This window comes from Frigidibacter sp. MR17.24 (assembly GCF_037095655.1).
GTDB lineage: Bacteria > Pseudomonadota > Alphaproteobacteria > Rhodobacterales > Rhodobacteraceae > Frigidibacter.
The window spans coordinates 282,700-298,042 of sequence record NZ_JBAWKE010000001.1; the positions used below are offsets into that span (position 1 = coordinate 282,700).

The 15,343-nt window shown below is 70.9% G+C and carries 12 protein-coding genes; 5 read left to right on the forward strand and 7 right to left on the reverse strand.

Features of this window, described 5'->3' with window-relative positions:
* The 3 genes from V8J39_RS01445 to V8J39_RS01455 all read right to left on the reverse strand — a co-directional run.
* Positions 1-287: ATP-binding cassette domain-containing protein (locus V8J39_RS01445; RefSeq protein ID WP_336459090.1), on the reverse strand; the 287-nt coding region annotated here is incomplete at its 3' end.
* A gap of 84 nt (positions 288-371) precedes the next feature.
* Positions 372-1,139: a phosphate/phosphite/phosphonate ABC transporter substrate-binding protein gene (locus tag V8J39_RS01450; RefSeq protein ID WP_336459091.1), complete on the reverse strand. Its 768-nt coding sequence runs from the start codon at positions 1,137-1,139 to the stop codon at positions 372-374.
* 99 nt (positions 1,140-1,238) lie between these two features.
* A complete protein-coding gene (locus tag V8J39_RS01455; protein ID WP_336459092.1) occupies positions 1,239-1,682 on the reverse strand; it encodes a tellurite resistance TerB family protein in 444 nt (147 codons plus the stop codon).
* A gap of 174 nt (positions 1,683-1,856) precedes the next feature.
* Here V8J39_RS01455 and V8J39_RS01460 point away from each other — a divergent pair, with 174 nt between their 5' ends.
* Both V8J39_RS01460 and V8J39_RS01465 read left to right on the forward strand, forming a co-directional pair.
* Positions 1,857-2,753 (forward strand): DMT family transporter, encoded by an 897-nt coding sequence (locus V8J39_RS01460; protein ID WP_336459093.1) that lies wholly within the window; start codon positions 1,857-1,859, stop codon positions 2,751-2,753.
* Position 2,754: 1 nt separating this feature from the next.
* Positions 2,755-3,408: a TetR/AcrR family transcriptional regulator gene (locus V8J39_RS01465; protein WP_336459094.1), complete on the forward strand. Its 654-nt coding sequence runs from the start codon at positions 2,755-2,757 to the stop codon at positions 3,406-3,408.
* An 85-nt stretch (positions 3,409-3,493) separates the two neighbouring features.
* Here V8J39_RS01465 and V8J39_RS01470 read toward each other — a convergent pair whose 3' ends face one another.
* The 4 genes from V8J39_RS01470 to V8J39_RS01485 form a co-directional block, all read right to left on the reverse strand.
* Positions 3,494-4,435, reverse strand: a complete 942-nt coding sequence (locus V8J39_RS01470) for a phosphoribosylaminoimidazolesuccinocarboxamide synthase (protein WP_336459095.1) — start codon at positions 4,433-4,435, stop codon at positions 3,494-3,496.
* A gap of 376 nt (positions 4,436-4,811) precedes the next feature.
* Positions 4,812-5,930: a DUF3616 domain-containing protein gene (locus V8J39_RS01475; RefSeq protein WP_336459096.1), complete on the reverse strand. Its 1,119-nt coding sequence runs from the start codon at positions 5,928-5,930 to the stop codon at positions 4,812-4,814.
* A gap of 443 nt (positions 5,931-6,373) precedes the next feature.
* A complete protein-coding gene (locus V8J39_RS01480; protein WP_336459097.1) occupies positions 6,374-7,834 on the reverse strand; it encodes an NAD(P)(+) transhydrogenase (Re/Si-specific) subunit beta in 1,461 nt (486 codons plus the stop codon).
* A 15-nt stretch (positions 7,835-7,849) separates the two neighbouring features.
* Entirely contained in the window at positions 7,850-9,424 is a 1,575-nt protein-coding gene (locus V8J39_RS01485; protein ID WP_336459098.1) for a Re/Si-specific NAD(P)(+) transhydrogenase subunit alpha, read from the reverse strand.
* A 309-nt stretch (positions 9,425-9,733) separates the two neighbouring features.
* On the opposite strand from V8J39_RS01485, the gene V8J39_RS01490 reads away from it, so the two are divergent.
* The 3 genes from V8J39_RS01490 (at position 9,734) to V8J39_RS01500 (ending at position 15,114) form a co-directional block, all read left to right on the forward strand.
* On the forward strand, positions 9,734-11,803 hold the full coding sequence (locus V8J39_RS01490; protein WP_336459099.1) for a TonB-dependent receptor domain-containing protein: 2,070 nt from the start codon (positions 9,734-9,736) through the stop codon (positions 11,801-11,803).
* Between the two features lie 350 nt (positions 11,804-12,153).
* Positions 12,154-13,434 (forward strand): DUF3422 family protein, encoded by a 1,281-nt coding sequence (locus V8J39_RS01495; protein ID WP_336459100.1) that lies wholly within the window; start codon positions 12,154-12,156, stop codon positions 13,432-13,434.
* 252 nt (positions 13,435-13,686) lie between these two features.
* Positions 13,687-15,114, forward strand: a complete 1,428-nt coding sequence (locus V8J39_RS01500; RefSeq protein WP_336459101.1) for an MFS transporter — start codon at positions 13,687-13,689, stop codon at positions 15,112-15,114.
* Positions 15,115-15,343: the final 229 nt, after the last annotated feature.

Sequence of the window (15,343 nt, forward strand, 5' to 3'; positions counted from 1 at the left end):
TCGGCGGGGCGGCGCGCGCCGCCCGTGCCCTGCCAGCGTACCGGCTCGCCCTCGAAGATCACCTCGCCCTGCTGGCTGTCCTCCAGAAGGTTGCAGCAGCGCAGCAGCGTCGACTTGCCCGATCCAGACGAGCCGATCAGCGACACCACCTGGCCGCGCCGCGCGGCGATCGACACGCCCCTGAGCACGTCGAGCGCGCCGTAGCTCTTGTGAAGGTCGCGGATCTCGATGACGGCCGCGGGCGATGTCACGGTCTGGGAAGCGAGGTCGGACTGGGGCAATTGCATCTGTTTTCGCTGGGCGTTTGCGTCACTAGGACGCAGTTGGCGCCCGATTGCAATCTTTCCCGGCAGGGTGACTTGGCGGAATGCTCAATTGTTGGGCGCATGCCCGGGGGCTGGTGGCGGCATGGGCAGCGCAAGATAGGTGTCGGCGGGGATCGGCACGAAGCCCGCGATCCCCAGGGCCGCCGCCGCGGCCGGCACCGCGGCCAGACCCGCCGCGACCGCCGCCGCGATCGCCGCGCCGTCGCTGCCCGCCGCCGCGATCAGCGGCAGGGCCGGCGTGCGCGCGCTGCGGTCGACGATGTCGATGCGCGCGGCCAGGTCGGGCTCGAACCGCTCGATCAGCCGCCAGGTCACCGCGTCGATCGCGCCGAGGTCGGCGCGCCCCTCGGCCAGCGCCACGGCGGTGGCGCGGTGGCCGCCGGTTTCCAGCACCGTCTCGGGCAGCGCCCGGCGCGGGGCCAGCCACTCGGTCATCGCCGCCCAGCCCGACTGGCTGTGCGGCTGGTTGATCGCGATCCGCGCGGTCGCGATGCTGTCGGGCAGCGCCCCGGCCGGCGTCGCGATCACGCTGTGGTAGTATCCGGGCGCGGTCTCGGGCAGGGCATAGTCGAAGGTGCCGATCACCGTGACCGCGTCGCGCAGCATCGCGCGGTAGGGCAGCGAGCAGGCCTGCCCCAGCACCAGCCCCGGATCGCGCCAGCCCTCGAACAGGCCGCGCTCGCGGTCGAGCGCGTCGGGCGCCGCGGTCCCGCCCGCCCGCAGCCGGTCGCGGATCGCGGCCCAGAGCGCGTCATGCGCCGCGCCGAGTTCGGGGCGGTCGTACATCGGCAGGGCGGCGAAGGGGGGCGGCATCGGGAAACCTCGGGCAGCGGGATCGGCCCCGACCCTAAGGGCTTCGCCCGCCCGCCGGCAAGGCCGGCCGATGTGGGCGGCAGGCGGGGGGCGGGGCGCTCAGGCGCCGCGCGCCTCGACCCGCTGGCGCGCCAGCGCGCTGTCGCGATCGGTCACGCCCAGGAGGTTCGCGGCCAGCCGGATGATCGCATCCTCCTCGGCGTCGCGCGCGCCGTCGGCCAGCGCGACCTCCCACAAAGCCTCGATCACCCCGGTGCGATAGTCGTAATCGACCGCGTCCTTCAGCGCCCGGGTGAAGCGCACGGTGTCGGGGGCCTCGGCCTCCATCGCCTCGGCCTCGCGGCGCAGGGCCGTCGCCTCGGTCAGCGCCATGCCGCGGCGGCGCGACAGCACGCGGTCGATCCGCGCGGCCTCGTCCGCGCCATAGCTGTCGTCGGCGCGCGCGATGCGCACCAGAAGCGCCGCCAGCGCCAGATCGGCGTCGGGCTCGGGCAGGCGGTCGGGGGCGGGGGCCAGCATCTGGCGCAGGATGTTTCCGAACATGCCTTGGGTATAGGCGGCGATCCGCTGCCCGGAAAGGCGGCGCCGCGGATTTTGACGCGCCCGTGATCGGCGCCGGGATGCGCCCGCTGCCACTGGAATGATACCGAATCGTATTGACTGAATACGGAACGGTATGATTTCGCTGTCGGCGTCATTTTCGCACGAGGAACAGCCATGCGCCTGCCGCCCCTGGTCTCTGCCGCGCTCGCCACGATCCTGTGGGGGTTCACCTACATCCTGACCACCACGCTCCTGCCGGCGAACCCGATGTTCAACGCGGCGGTGCGCGCGCTGGGCGGTGGGCTGCCGCTGCTGTTGCTGGCGCGGGCGCTGCCGCCGGCGGGCTGGTGGGGGCGGCTGGCGGTGCTGGGCACGCTCAACAACGGGTTGTTCTTCGGGCTGCTGTTCGTCGCCGCGGTCCGGCTGCCGGGCGGGGTCGCGGCGACGTTCCAGGCGCTCGGGCCGCTGTTCATGGTGCTTCTCGCCTGGCCGATGCTGGGGGCGATCCCGGCCCGGGCCAAGCTTGCGACGGTGGTCGCGGGCGCGGTGGGCGTGGCGATGGTGGTGCTCAGGGGAGGGGCCGCGCTCGACGGGATCGGCATCGCCGCGGCGCTGGGGGCGGCGCTGTCGGTGGCGCTTGGCGCGACGCTGACCCACAAGTGGGGCCGCCCGGCCTCGGTGGTGACGCTCACCGCCTGGCAGATGCTGATCGCCGGGGCCGAGCTGGCCGTGGTCGCGGGCCTGAGCGGCGACATCCCGGCCAGGCTTTCCGCGGCCAACCTGCTTGGCCTCGCGATCGTGGCGCTGGTGCTGACGGCGCTGGCCTTCGTGCTGTGGTTCCAGGGCATCCAGGGCGCGGGCCCGGCGGCGGTGGCGCCGATGCTGCTGCTGACGCCGGTCACCGCCTTCGCGCTCGACATCGTGGTGCGCGGCATGGTGCCGGGCGCGGTGCAGGTGCTGGGGGTGGCCATCGTCATCGGATCGCTGTTCTATGGCCAGCGCGTCGATCGCCGCGCCTTCCGCCCGGCGGTCCATCACGCCCCCTCCGCCCACCAGAAGGCCGCCGACTGACATGACCGACCCCGCGATCGACGCCCCCCCCGAGACGGCGCAGGAGACTGGCGCGACCGACACCGCCGGGCGCCCGGTGCAGCTGTCCACGCGCGGCGCCGCGCGGCACGAGGCGCTGATCGCCGCCGCGGCCGAGCTGTTCCTGGCGCAGGGTCTCGACGGGGTCTCGGTCGATGGCATCGTCGCCCGGGCCGGCGGATCGAAGACCAATGTCTACCGCCAGTTCGGCGGCAAGGAGGGCCTGTTTCGCGAGGTGGTGCAGGCGCTCAGCCGCGATTTCCTGTCGCCCGTCGCCGCGCTCGACCTCGCCGGGGTCGAGCCTGCGGCGGCGCTGGGGATCATCGGGCGCACGCTGCTGCGCCAGCTGCTCGACCCGCGCCATCTGGCGTTCCAGCGCATGGTGCTGGGCGCCTCGGGGCGGTTTCCGGACCTGATGGCCGACTGGTACGCCGCCGGCCCGCGCGCGAGCCAGGCGATGATCGGCCGCGTCCTCGAGGGGCACCTGGCCGATGCCGCCAGGACCGGCGACGCGGCGGTGATGTTTCACGACATGATCGTGACCGACCCGGTCAACCGCGCGATGATGGGCCAGCCGCTCGCCTGGCCGGTGATCGAGGCCCGCATCGCCTGCGCCGCGCGCACGATCCTGGCCTGAGCGGCCGCGCCCTCGACTTTGCTCAAATATCCCGGGCCAGATGCCCCGGGGGGAACCGCGCGGCGCCCCCGCCGCGCGCCCCGGCTCAGAACAGCGGCGCGAGGTTCGCGCGGATCCGGTCAAGCACGGTCGCGCCCGACAGGTCCGGCACGAAGGCCTGGCCGGTGATCGCCTCGAAGGCCTGGGCATAGACGTCCGAGGTCCGCTCGACGATCGACAGCGGGATCTCGGGGATCTCGTCCTTGTAGGGATCGCAGCGGTCGACGACCCAGGCGCGGATGAAGTCCTTGTCGAAGCTCTGCGGCCGCATCCCGCTTGCCACGGCCTCCTCCCAGCCCTCGGCGATCCAGTAGCGCGAGCTGTCGGGGGTGTGGATCTCGTCGGCGAGGATGATCTCGCCCGCGGCGTTGGTGCCGAACTCGTACTTGGTGTCGACAAGGATCAGCCCGTTCTTCGCCGCCATCTCTTGGCCGCGGGCGAAAAGCTTCAGCGCATAGTCCGACACCGTGGCCCATTGCTCGGCCGTCAGCAGCCCCTCGGCCAGGATCTCGGCCTCGGACAGGGGCTCGTCATGGCCGCCGTCGAAGGCCTTCGAGGTCGGCGTGATGATCGGATGCGGCAGCCTGTCGTTGTCGCGCAGCCCGTCGGGCAGGGTGATGCCGTACATCGTGCGCTGCCCCTTGCGGTAGCGCGGCAGGATCGAGGTCGAGGTCGTGCCCGCGAGGTAGCCGCGCACCACGATCTCGACCGGCAGGATGTCGAGCCGCGTGCCCACGACCACGTTGGGGTCGGGGTAGGAGAGCACGTGGTTGGGGCAGATGTCGGCGGTGCGCTCGAACCAGTAGCGCGCGATCTGGGTCAGGATCTCGCCCTTGTAGGGGATCCGCGTCAGGATCCGGTCGAAGGCCGACAGCCGGTCGGTGGCGATGATCACCCGACGCCCGTCGGGCAGGTCGTAGTTCTCGCGCACCTTGCCGCGGTAGTAGTTCGGCAGTTCGGGGATGACGGCTTCGGGCAGGAGGCGCATGGGCTGGATCCGGGCGGCTGGGACGGGTCATCGCAGGGCTACAAGCCGCGCCCGGTCTCGGCAAGGGCGAATGCGCGCCCGGCGGCGGCTGGGCGGCGTCTGGGGGGGGGCGGGCTGCGGCAGGGCGGCGGGCGCGGGGCGCGCTGCCCTCCGGGATATTTGGGCCAATGCGAAAGGCGGGTTCGTGCAGCGCCCGCTTGGGCAAGGGCTGGCTGTGGCCGCCGGACGTGGCGCCTGAGGGGCGGCACAGAGGGGCCGTGTCGGAGGCCGTGTCGGGTGCCGTGTCGGGGGGCGGCATCGGGCAGTGGTCTTGGGCGGCCATCTTGGGTGGCAGGACCGGGTGGGGGCGCGGTGGCGCGATCCGGGAGGGGGGCGGTCAGCCGGTCTCGGGGTGCCAGATGTCGGCGGTGATGCAGGTAGGGCCGTGGCCGAGCCGCACCGGGTCGGGGCTGTCGTAGGCCACGAGCCAGGCGGGGCGGCCGTCGCGCGCGGCCTCGGGCCAGGGCACCAGCCCCTCGGGATGGTCGAGTCCGCCGCGGTAGGGCAGCCCGGCCAGCCGCGTCACGCGTTCGGGCGGGTGGGTGGCGCCGGCCTCGTGGTCGAGCGCACCGCGCCACAGCAGCACCTCGGCCGCGCCGTCGCCGGCGAGCGCCGGGCCGGTCAGGATCACCAGGTCGCGCCCGTCGATCGTCAGGTCGCGGATCCCCTGGCCGCCGGTCGGGATCAGGTGCTTGCGATAGCGCCGGTCGCCGTCGATCCGGCGCGGCTTCAGGTGGCCCTTGCCGGTGAGCTTCATCCGCATCTCGATCACCACCGCGTGGCCGCGCAGCACCGGCCCGCGCAGCCCGAGCCAGACCCGCAGCCCGTCCGCCGCCACCCCCTCGATGTCGAGCCCGTTCTCCTTCGACGGCAGGCCGAGGAACGCACCGAGATGCGGGTCGTCCGAGAGCCAGCCCAGAAGCTTCGAGCGGTGGCGCTTCAGCTTGACCCAGGCCGCCTGCCGTGCGCCGTCGCGCAGCACCGGCGCCATGCCGCCGCGCTTGCGCACCAGCGGCAGCCGGCCGAGGAAGTAGCGGTTCGGATCGCGCCCGATCCGCGCCATCCGCGCAAGCGAGGCCTCGGGCGTGTCGCGGGCATGCCGGGGCTGCTTGCGCTTGAGCGAATGCGAGCCGCAGACCCACAGCCAGCCGCCGTCCGGGTCCGCGTCGTGATACAGCCCCTCGATGTCCATCTCGCCCTTCGGCCCGTCCGGCAGGTCGATGATCCGGCCGAGGTTGAAATGGCGGTGATTGCCCCAGTGCCGCCCGCCGCTGCCCGCGACCGGGGTCAGCCGCTCGATCCCCGCTGTCTCGTCGCAGGACAGAAACAGGCTGTCGCCGGCGCGGGTCGCGGTCGACAGGTCCTTGCGGATCGGGTCGTCGACATGCGCGAGGCGCCGGGCCTCGGTGAATTCCAGCAGGATCTCGTGGTCGGGCAGGGCGGCGGTATCCGGCATCGGGCGGCTCTCCGTCGGGGCGCGTGGTCCGGGTCAAACGACGGCGCGGCATGGCGGTTCCCGGCCGCGGGGCAGGCCGGGGCGCTGGACCGGGGGCGATGCCGGGGCCGGACGGGCCGCTTTCCCGCCCGCGGGGGCGGTGGACGCCCGGCGGCGATCCGGGCCGGGGCGCTCGGCCGCTTGGCGTCGCGGCGCCGGGGGGAGGGGCGGGTGCGGCGCGCCGTCGTGTCCTTCGGCCGCCTGCCCGCGGCGGCCCGCGGCCGCATGCGGTGCCCCGATCGGGCCGCCGGCGGGGCGGGGCATGGCGGCGCGGCGGGCCCGCTCCCGGCGCAAGCGGAAGGGGCTGTGCAAGCGAAAGGGGCTGTGCAAGCGGAAGGGACTGCGCAAGCGAAAGGGGCGGCGCCCTGCGGCACCGCCCCTTCCCCTGTTCGATCCCGGCGGGATCAGTCGATCATCGGCAGGAGGCCGTCGATCGACTTCTTGGCGTCGCCGTAGAACATGCGGGTGTTGTCCTTGTAGAACAGCGGGTTCTCGATGCCGGAATAGCCGGTGCCCTGGCCGCGCTTCGACACGAACACCTGTTTCGCCTTCCACACTTCCAGAACCGGCATCCCCGCGATCGGCGAGTTCGGATCTTCCTGCGCGGCCGGGTTCACGATGTCGTTCGAGCCGATGACGATCACGACGTCCGTCTCCGGGAAGTCCTCGTTGATCTCGTCCATCTCGAGCACGATGTCGTAGGGCACCTTGGCTTCCGCCAGCAGCACGTTCATGTGCCCCGGCAGACGGCCCGCGACCGGGTGGATCGCGAAGCGCACGTTCTTGCCCTTGGCGCGCAGCTTGCGCGTCAGTTCCGACACCGATTGCTGCGCCTGCGCCACGGCCATGCCGTAGCCCGGGACGATGACGATCGAATCCGCCTCGTTCAGCGCCGAGGCGACACCGTCGGCGTCGATCGCGATCTGCTCGCCCGTCACTTCCATCGCCGGGCCGGTGGTGCCACCGAAGCCGCCGAGGATGACCGAGACGAAGCTGCGGTTCATCGCCTTGCACATGATGTAGCTCAGGATCGCGCCCGAGGAGCCGACCAGCGCGCCGACGACGATCAGCAGGTCGTTCGACAGCGAGAAGCCGATCGCCGCCGCCGCCCAGCCCGAATAGCTGTTCAGCATCGACACCACCACCGGCATGTCGGCACCGCCGATGCCCATGATCAGGTGATAGCCGATGAAGAGCGCCGCCAGCGTCATCACGATCAGCGCCAGGCTCGATCCGGTCTGGATGTAGACCACCAGCAGCACCAGCGAGATCAGCGCCGCCGCCGCGTTCAGCAGGTGACCGCCCGGCAGCTTCTTGGCCTTGCCGTCGACCTTGCCCGCGAGCTTGCCGAAGGCGATGACCGAGCCGGTGAAGGTCACCGCGCCGATGAACACGCCCAGGAAGGTCTCGACCCGCAGGATCGACACCTCGACCATGGTCTTGTGCGCGACGAGCGCGGTGAAGCCCGACAGCAGCTTGTAGCTTTCGGGCAGCATGCCCGAGGTCTCGTGCTCGACGATGATGTCATAGACCGAGCCCAGCACGATGTGGGTGTTGAAGCCGATGAACACCGCCGCGAGACCGACGAGCGAGTGCATCGCCGCGACCAGCTGCGGCATCTCGGTCATCTGCACGCGCTTGGCGCCGATGACGCCGATCATGCCGCCGAAGATCACGAGGATGACCGAGATCAGCCAGTTGCCCGAACCGGGGCCGATCAGCGTGGCCAGGACCGCCAGCGCCATGCCGACGATGCCGTACCACACGGCGCGCTTGGCGCTTTCCTGGCCCGAGAGCCCGCCCAGCGACTGGATGAAGAGAACCGCCGCGACGACATAGGCGGCCGTGGTGAATCCGTATTCCATGGATGCGGCCCCCCCTTACGACTTCTGGAACATGGCAAGCATGCGCCGCGTGACCATGAAACCGCCGAAGATGTTGATCCCGGCCATGAACACGCTCAGCGCCGACAGGATCACCACCAGCCAGTGGCCGGCCCCGATCTGCATCAGCGCGCCCAGGATGATGATCGACGAGATCGCGTTCGTCACCGCCATCAGCGGCGTGTGCAGCGAATGCGCGACGTTCCAGATCACCTGGATGCCGACATAGACCGACAGCACGAAGACGATGAAGTGCTGCATGAAGGACGCGGGCGCCACGAGCCCGAGCGCCAGCAGGATCAGCCCGCCGACGACGAGGATGCCGACCTGCGTCATCGTCGCCTTCTTGAAGGCGGCGGTCTCGGCGGCGCGCTTCTCCTCGGGGGTCGGCTCCTTGACCTTCTCCTTCGGCTTCGCGGCGGCGATCGCGGCCACCTTCGGCTTCGGCGGGGGATAGGTGATCTCGCCCTGGTGGGTGACCGTGGCGCCGCGGATCACGTCGTCTTCCATGTTGTGGTTGACGACGCCGTCCTTGCCCGGCGTCAGGTCCGCCATCATGTGGCGCACGTTGGTCGCGTAAAGCAGCGAGGACTGCGTGGCCATCCGGCTGGGGAAGTCGGTGTAGCCGACGATCGTGACACCGTTGTCGGTGACGATCTTCTCGTCCTTGACGGTCAGCTCGCAGTTGCCGCCGCGCTCGGCGGCGAGGTCGACGATGACCGAGCCGGGCTTCATCGCCTCGACCATGTCCTTCGTCCACAGCACCGGCGCGTCGCGGCCCGGGATCAGCGCCGTGGTGATGACGATGTCCATCTCGGGGGCGAGTTCGCGGAACTTCTTCAACTGCGCTTCGCGGAACTCGGGGCTCGAGGGCGCGGCATAGCCGCCCGTGGTCGCGCCGTCGGTCTGCGTCTCGGCGAAGTCGAGGAAGACGAACGAGGCGCCCATCGACTCGATCTGCTCCGACACCTCGGGGCGGACGTCGAAGGCGTTGACGATGGCACCCAGCGAGGTCGCGGTGCCGATGGCGGCAAGACCCGCGACGCCCGCGCCGACGATCAGCACCTTGGCGGGCGGCACTTTGCCTGCGGCCGTGACCTGTCCGGTGAAGAACCTTCCGAAATTGTTGCCCGCCTCGATCACCGCGCGGTAGCCCGCGATGTTGGCCATCGACGACAGCGCGTCCATCTTCTGCGCGCGGCTGATGCGCGGCACCATGTCCATCGCGATCACCGTCGCGCCGCGGCCCTTGGCACGCTCCATCAGCTCGGCGTTCTGCGCGGGGTAGAAGAACGAGATCAGCGTCTGGCCGGTCTTGAGCAGGTCGACCTCGGCCTCGGTCGGCGGGCGCACCTTGGCCACGACGTCGACCGCGTCATAAAGCGCGGCCGCATCGGCCAGCACCGTCACGCCCGCGGCCTCGTAGGCGGCGTCGGTGATGCCGGCGGCAAGGCCGGCCCCGGCCTCGACAAAGCTCTCATGCCCCAGCTTCTTCAGCTGAGCCGCCGAGTCCGGCGTCAGCGCGACACGCGCCTCGCCCGGAAAAGTCTCTCTCGGTGATCCGATCTTCAAACGGGTTCTCCCTATACGCGACGGCCGGCACCGCCGTGACAGTTCTTGGTCGGGCACACTTAACACCGCGAAAGAATGTTTCACAAGCACGCGAGGACCCGCAGTTGCCCCGGCGGCATCAGACCTTTGGCGTGCCTTCCAAGGTGATTGCGCTAACGGCGCGCCCCGCCTTGGGACAATCTGCCGCATCGCCGACGTCCCCCCGGCAAGCGGTTGACATCACAGCGATCGCGGATAGTTTACCGTAATACTCAGGTTTCGCGCCCCGGTGCCGATCCCCAGGCGACACTCCCACCAATCGGACCTGACATGCAGACCACGTTCCCTCGGCGCGGCACCCCGGCGCGCGCGCTTTACACCCTTTTCGGTTCGACCGCCCTGGTACCGGTCCTCGTCTGCACGGCGGCCGCGCAGGACAGCACCGGCACCCTCACGCTGGATCAGATCGTCGTCACCGCCGGCGGGTTCGAACAAAACGTCGCCGATGCCCCGGCCTCGGTCACGGTGATCACCGGCGAAGAGCTGGCCCGGGCCAGCGTCACCAGCCTGTCGGATGCACTGGCCGAGGCGCAGGGCGTCGTCACCACCGGCGTGCCCAACGAAGAGGACATCTCGATCCGCGGGCTGCCGGGGCAGTACACGCTGATCCTCGTCGACGGCAAGCGGCAGGGCACGCGCGAAAGCCGCCCCAACGGCTCGTCGGGCTATGAACAAAGCTTCGTGCCGCCCGTCGCCGCCATCGACCGGATCGAGATCGTGCGCGGCCCGATGTCCTCGCTCTACGGCTCGGACGCGATCGGGGGCGTGGTGAACATCATCACCAAGCCGGTGTCGCCCGAATGGACCGGCTCGACCACGATCGAGACCACACAGCCCGAGCATTCGCGCGACGGCGCCTCGACCCAGGGCTCGTTCTACCTCTCGGGGCCGATCGTGTCCGACAAGCTCGGGCTGCAGCTCTGGGGCCGGCGGCTTGACAAGGCCGAAAGCGGCATCATCGACGGGCCGCAGGGCCGCGACGACCGCGACCTGACCGCGCGGCTGACCTGGACCCCGGCCGAGGGCCAGGAATTCGGCTTCGAGCTTGGCCGCTCCGAGATCGAGCGCGACGCGAGCGTGGGCAACACCGTCGAGGCCGGCGGCGACGACGACCGGCAGGACAACGACCGCACCCATTACGCGCTGACCCACAAGGGCGACTGGGGCTGGGCGACCAGCGATTTCGCCCTGACCCGGGAAGAGGGCCGGCGCACCACCTATTCGGTCGACGACGACGGCGACCTCGTGCGCGACGACCGCCGCCCCGAGATCACCAACACCGTCGCCGATTTCAAGCTGACCACGCCGTTCACCGCCGCGGGCACCCATACCGTCGTCTCGGGCCTGCAGTTCCAGCGCAACGAGCTTGACGACCAGAACCCCGGCCTTGCCACCGAGGGCAGCTGGAGCCGCGACCAGTGGGCGGTCTATGCCGAGGACGAGTGGCGCCTGCATCCCGATTTCGCCCTGACGCTCGGCGCGCGCTATACCGAGGACGAGGATTTCGGCGGCCATGTCTCGCCGCGGATCTACGCGGTCTGGAACGCCACGCCGGACCTGACGGTGAAGGGCGGCGTCTCGACCGGCTATCGCACGCCCGACCTGCGCTCGATCGCCGAGGGCTATTACTACACCACCCAGCAGGGCCGCGGCGTGATCGTGGCGAACCCCGACCTGAAGCCCGAGGAAAGCACCAGCTACGAGCTGGGCGTGCTGTGGCAGGGCCGGATCGCCGACCGCGGCGTCGAGCTGGGCGCGACCGCCTTCCGCACCGACTTCACCGACAAGATCGAAAGCTTCAACACCGGCGAGCGCGTCACCATCGAGAACGGCAACACCTACAACCGCTGGGCCTGGGACAATGTCTCGGACGCGATGCTGCAGGGGATCGAGCTGACGGCGCGCTTTGACCTGACGCCCGATCTGTCGATGCGCGCAAGCTACACCTACACCGAGAGCGAGATGCAGTCGGGCGATTACGAGGGCCTGCCGCTGATGCGCACGCCCAAGAACGCGGCCTCGCTGCGGCTTGACTGGGCGACGCCGGTCGCCGGGCTCGATGCCTGGGGCGCGGTGACCTACCACGGCGAGGAGATCAACGCGGGCGCGCGCATCGGCTCGAACGGCACACCCTACCGCACCAACGACGCGGGCAGCGTGATCGCCTACAAGTACGACGGCTACACCACCGTCGATCTCGGCGCGAGCTACGCGATCAACGACCATGCGACCGTGAACGGGGCGCTTTACAACGTCTTCGACGAGGGCGTCGGGCTCGAGGCGTCGAATGCCGTCATCGAGGGCCGCCGGCTCTGGCTGGGCCTGACCACCAGCTTCTGAGCACGCGGCCTGCCCGCGACTGACACGGGGGCCCCCGGCTGGCGGACGCTGGCCGGGGGCGCGCTCCGTCGCCGCGACACCGGTCCGGGTGCCCAGTCTCTGTGCCCTGTCTTGGTGCTCACTCGTCCCTCCCAGTCTCGGCGTCCCGTCGCGGCCCCTTGTGGCCTCGCGCGGGCGCGGGGGGCGGGCACGCGATGCCTTTGCGGGCCACGGTGCGGCGGGCCGGCGGCAGCGTTGCACAAACGCAAGGATACCTCCGCATGCCGCCCGCGGCTTCGCTTTCCGCGTGAACCCGGGGCGGCGGCGCGCTAGCGGATGGCGGACGCCGCAGCGAATTCCCAAGGTAGGCCATGCAGTTCGACGATCACCCCCTGCGCTATCCGCTCGTGAACGAGCTGCACGCACGGCCCTTCCCGGTGCTCTCGGCGCCCTGCGAGGCGGTCTATCTCGCGATCAAGGAGCCGGTCGACGCCGCGAACCGCGACCGCGCGCGCGACATGGCCCATCTCGTCGACCTGATCCACCGCCACGGCGGCAGCCGGCCCGAACCCGGCGCGACCCATTACTCGACCGGCCTCGGCCGGCACGAGCTGAAATGGGAAAGCCACACCGAATTCGTGACCTATTCCGCCTTCTCGCAGGGCCTGTCGCCGCGCGCCTTCGACCCGGCCCAGGCCGAGATCTTCCCCGCCGACTGGCTGGCGGCGGCGCCCGGCGGGCGGCTGGCCGCGGTGCTGATCCGGGTCGAGCTGATGCCCGAGACCGAGACCGAGCTGCACGCGAAATTCGACGACTGGTTCGTCGGCGAAAGCCTCGCCGTCAGCCGGGTCTCGGGCGGGGACGCGGTGATCGCGGGCGACTTCCGGCTGGACCCGGCCGGGCAGATGCGCTTTGCCGTCTTCGTGCGCCCCGACACCGGTCCGCGCCGGATCGGCCGCATCGTGCAGCGGCTGTGCGAGGTCGAGACCTACCGGGCGATGTCGATGCTGGGGCTGTGGCGCGCGCGCGAGCTGAATGGCGCGCTGAACGGGATCGAGCCGCGCCTCGCGGGCCTGGTCACCGCGATGGCCGAGGACGGCCGCCCCGCCGAGGACCGGCTGCACGACCTTCTGGCGATCGCGGCCGAGCTTGAGGCCGAGGCCACGCGCCACGCCTTCCGCTTCGGCGCCACCGGCGCCTACGAGGCGATCGTGCTGCAGCGCCTCGAGGTGATGCGCGAGGAACGCTACGACGGGCGCCAGAGCTTCTCGGAATTCTTCCAGCGCCGCTACGACCCGGCGATGCGCACGGTGAAATCGGCCGAGCGGCGGCTGCAGCAGCTGGTCGAGCGCGCGACCCGCGCGGGCGACCTGCTGCGCACCCGCGTCGATGTCGAGCGCCAGGGCCAGAACCAGCGCGTGCTGGAAAGCATGGACCGCCGGTCGGACCTGCAGCTGCGGCTGCAGCACACGGTCGAGGGGCTGTCGGTCGTCGCGATCAGCTACTATGCCTTCAGCCTGGTCAACTACGTGGCCTACCCCTTCGCCGAGGCCTGGCACCTGCCGAAATCGGTGACCGCCGCGATCCTGGTGCCGGTCGTGGTGCTTGCGGTCTGGGCCGGCCTGCGCCGGATCCGCAAGGGCATGCACTGAACGGGCCTGCACTGAACGGGCACGCGCCAAGCGCAGCGCCGTCACGCGCCCGGCAAGTCCCGCGAGATCCCGCCAGACCCCGCGCCTGCCAGCGCGGGGCGCCTGCGGCCCGCACCGGGACCGCGGAGGTGAAGGTTAACACGATGTTAATACCTGCGGCGATCTTGATTGTTGCAGGTGCACGCAATCGATGCTCTGCCTGACAGGCTGCCCGCCCCCTCAGGGGCTCCCCGGGCAGAGGAGGACATCGACATGACGCAGCACTCCCCCGGCGGGCGCCGCCCCGCCAGCCAGTCCGTCAAGGCCGCGGCCAGCGGCTGGATCGGCTCGGCGCTGGAATATTACGACTTCTTCATCTACGCGACCGCGGCCTCGCTGATCTTCCCGCAGATCTTCTTCCCCTCCGAGAACCCGCGCGTGGCGATCATCGCCTCGCTCGCCACCTATGGCGTCGGCTACATCGCCCGGCCGATCGGGGCGATGGTGCTGGGGCACCTGGGCGACACGCTGGGGCGCAAGCGCGTGCTGCTGACCTGCATGTTCATGATCGGCTTCTCGACCATCGCGGTCGGGCTGTTGCCGACCTATGGCCAGGTCGGCATCCTCGCGCCCGCGCTCCTGGTGGTGCTGCGGCTGATCCAGGGCTTCGCCGTCGCGGGCGAGATCTCGGGCGCAAGCTCGATGATCCTCGAGCACGCGCCCGAGGGCCGGCGCGGCTTCTTCGCCAGCTTCACCCTGCAGGGCGTGCAGGCGGGGCAGGTGCTGGCGGCCGCCGTCTTCCTGCCGCTGGCGCATTACATGGATCCCGCGGCCTTCCTGGCCTGGGGCTGGCGGGTGCCGTTCCTGCTGTCGGCCATCGTGATCCTCGCGGGATGGATCATCCGCCGCGAGGTCGAGGAGACCCCGGCCTTCGCCACGGATGCGCCCGAGGCCGACCGCGCCTCGCCGGTGATCGAGGCCTTCCGCCTGGGCTGGCGCGACATGGTCCGGGTGGCGCTGATGTCGCTGATGAACACGATCCCGGTGGTGGCGACGATCTTCGGCGCGGCCTATGCGGTGCAGGAGGCCTATGGCATCGGCTTCCATGCCGACGTCTACCTGTGGATCCCGGTGGTGGGCAACGTGCTGGCCTGCGCGATCATCCCGATGGTCGGCGCGCTGTCGGACCGCATCGGTCGCCGCCCGCCGATGATCGCGGGCGCGCTCGGGGCGGGGCTGCTGTCCTTCGGCTATCTCTACGCGATCTCGATCCACTCGGTGCCGTTGGCGATTCTGATGTCGCTGCTGATGTGGGGCGTGGTCTACCAGGGCTACAATGCCACCTTCCCCAGCTTCTACCCCGAGCTGTTCCCGACCCGGACCCGGGTGTCCTCGGTCGCGATGGCGCAGAACCTCGGGACCATGATCACCGCGATGATGCCCGCGGTCTTCGCCACCCTCGCCCCGCCCGGATCGGCCAATGTCTGGCTGACCGTGGCCTCGATCACGCTCGGCGTGACGGTGATCGCGGCGGCGGCGGCCTTCTCGGCACGCGAGACCCACCGGGTGCCGATGGCCGAGCTGGGCCGGCCCGGGTCCGGGAATGGCGCCGTGAATGGAGCGGGAAACGGGGCCGGAAACGAGGCCGATAACGGGGCCGGAAACGGGACGGCCCGGCGCGGCGCCGGCGCGCGGGGCTGAAGCGCCGCGCCGGGGCGGCGGGAACGGCGGCGCAGGCGGGCGGTGCAGGCGGGCGGTGCAGGCGGGGAGCGCGAACGGGGGCTCTGCCCCCGGCGGCCTGCGGCCGCTCCCCCGGGATATTTCGGCCAATGCGAAAGGGGGCGGGGCGGCGGGACCCCGCCCCTTGCCGTCCGGTGGGCCCGGCCCGGGAGGGGGCGGGGGCTCTGCCCCCGGCGGCTGCGCCGCTCCC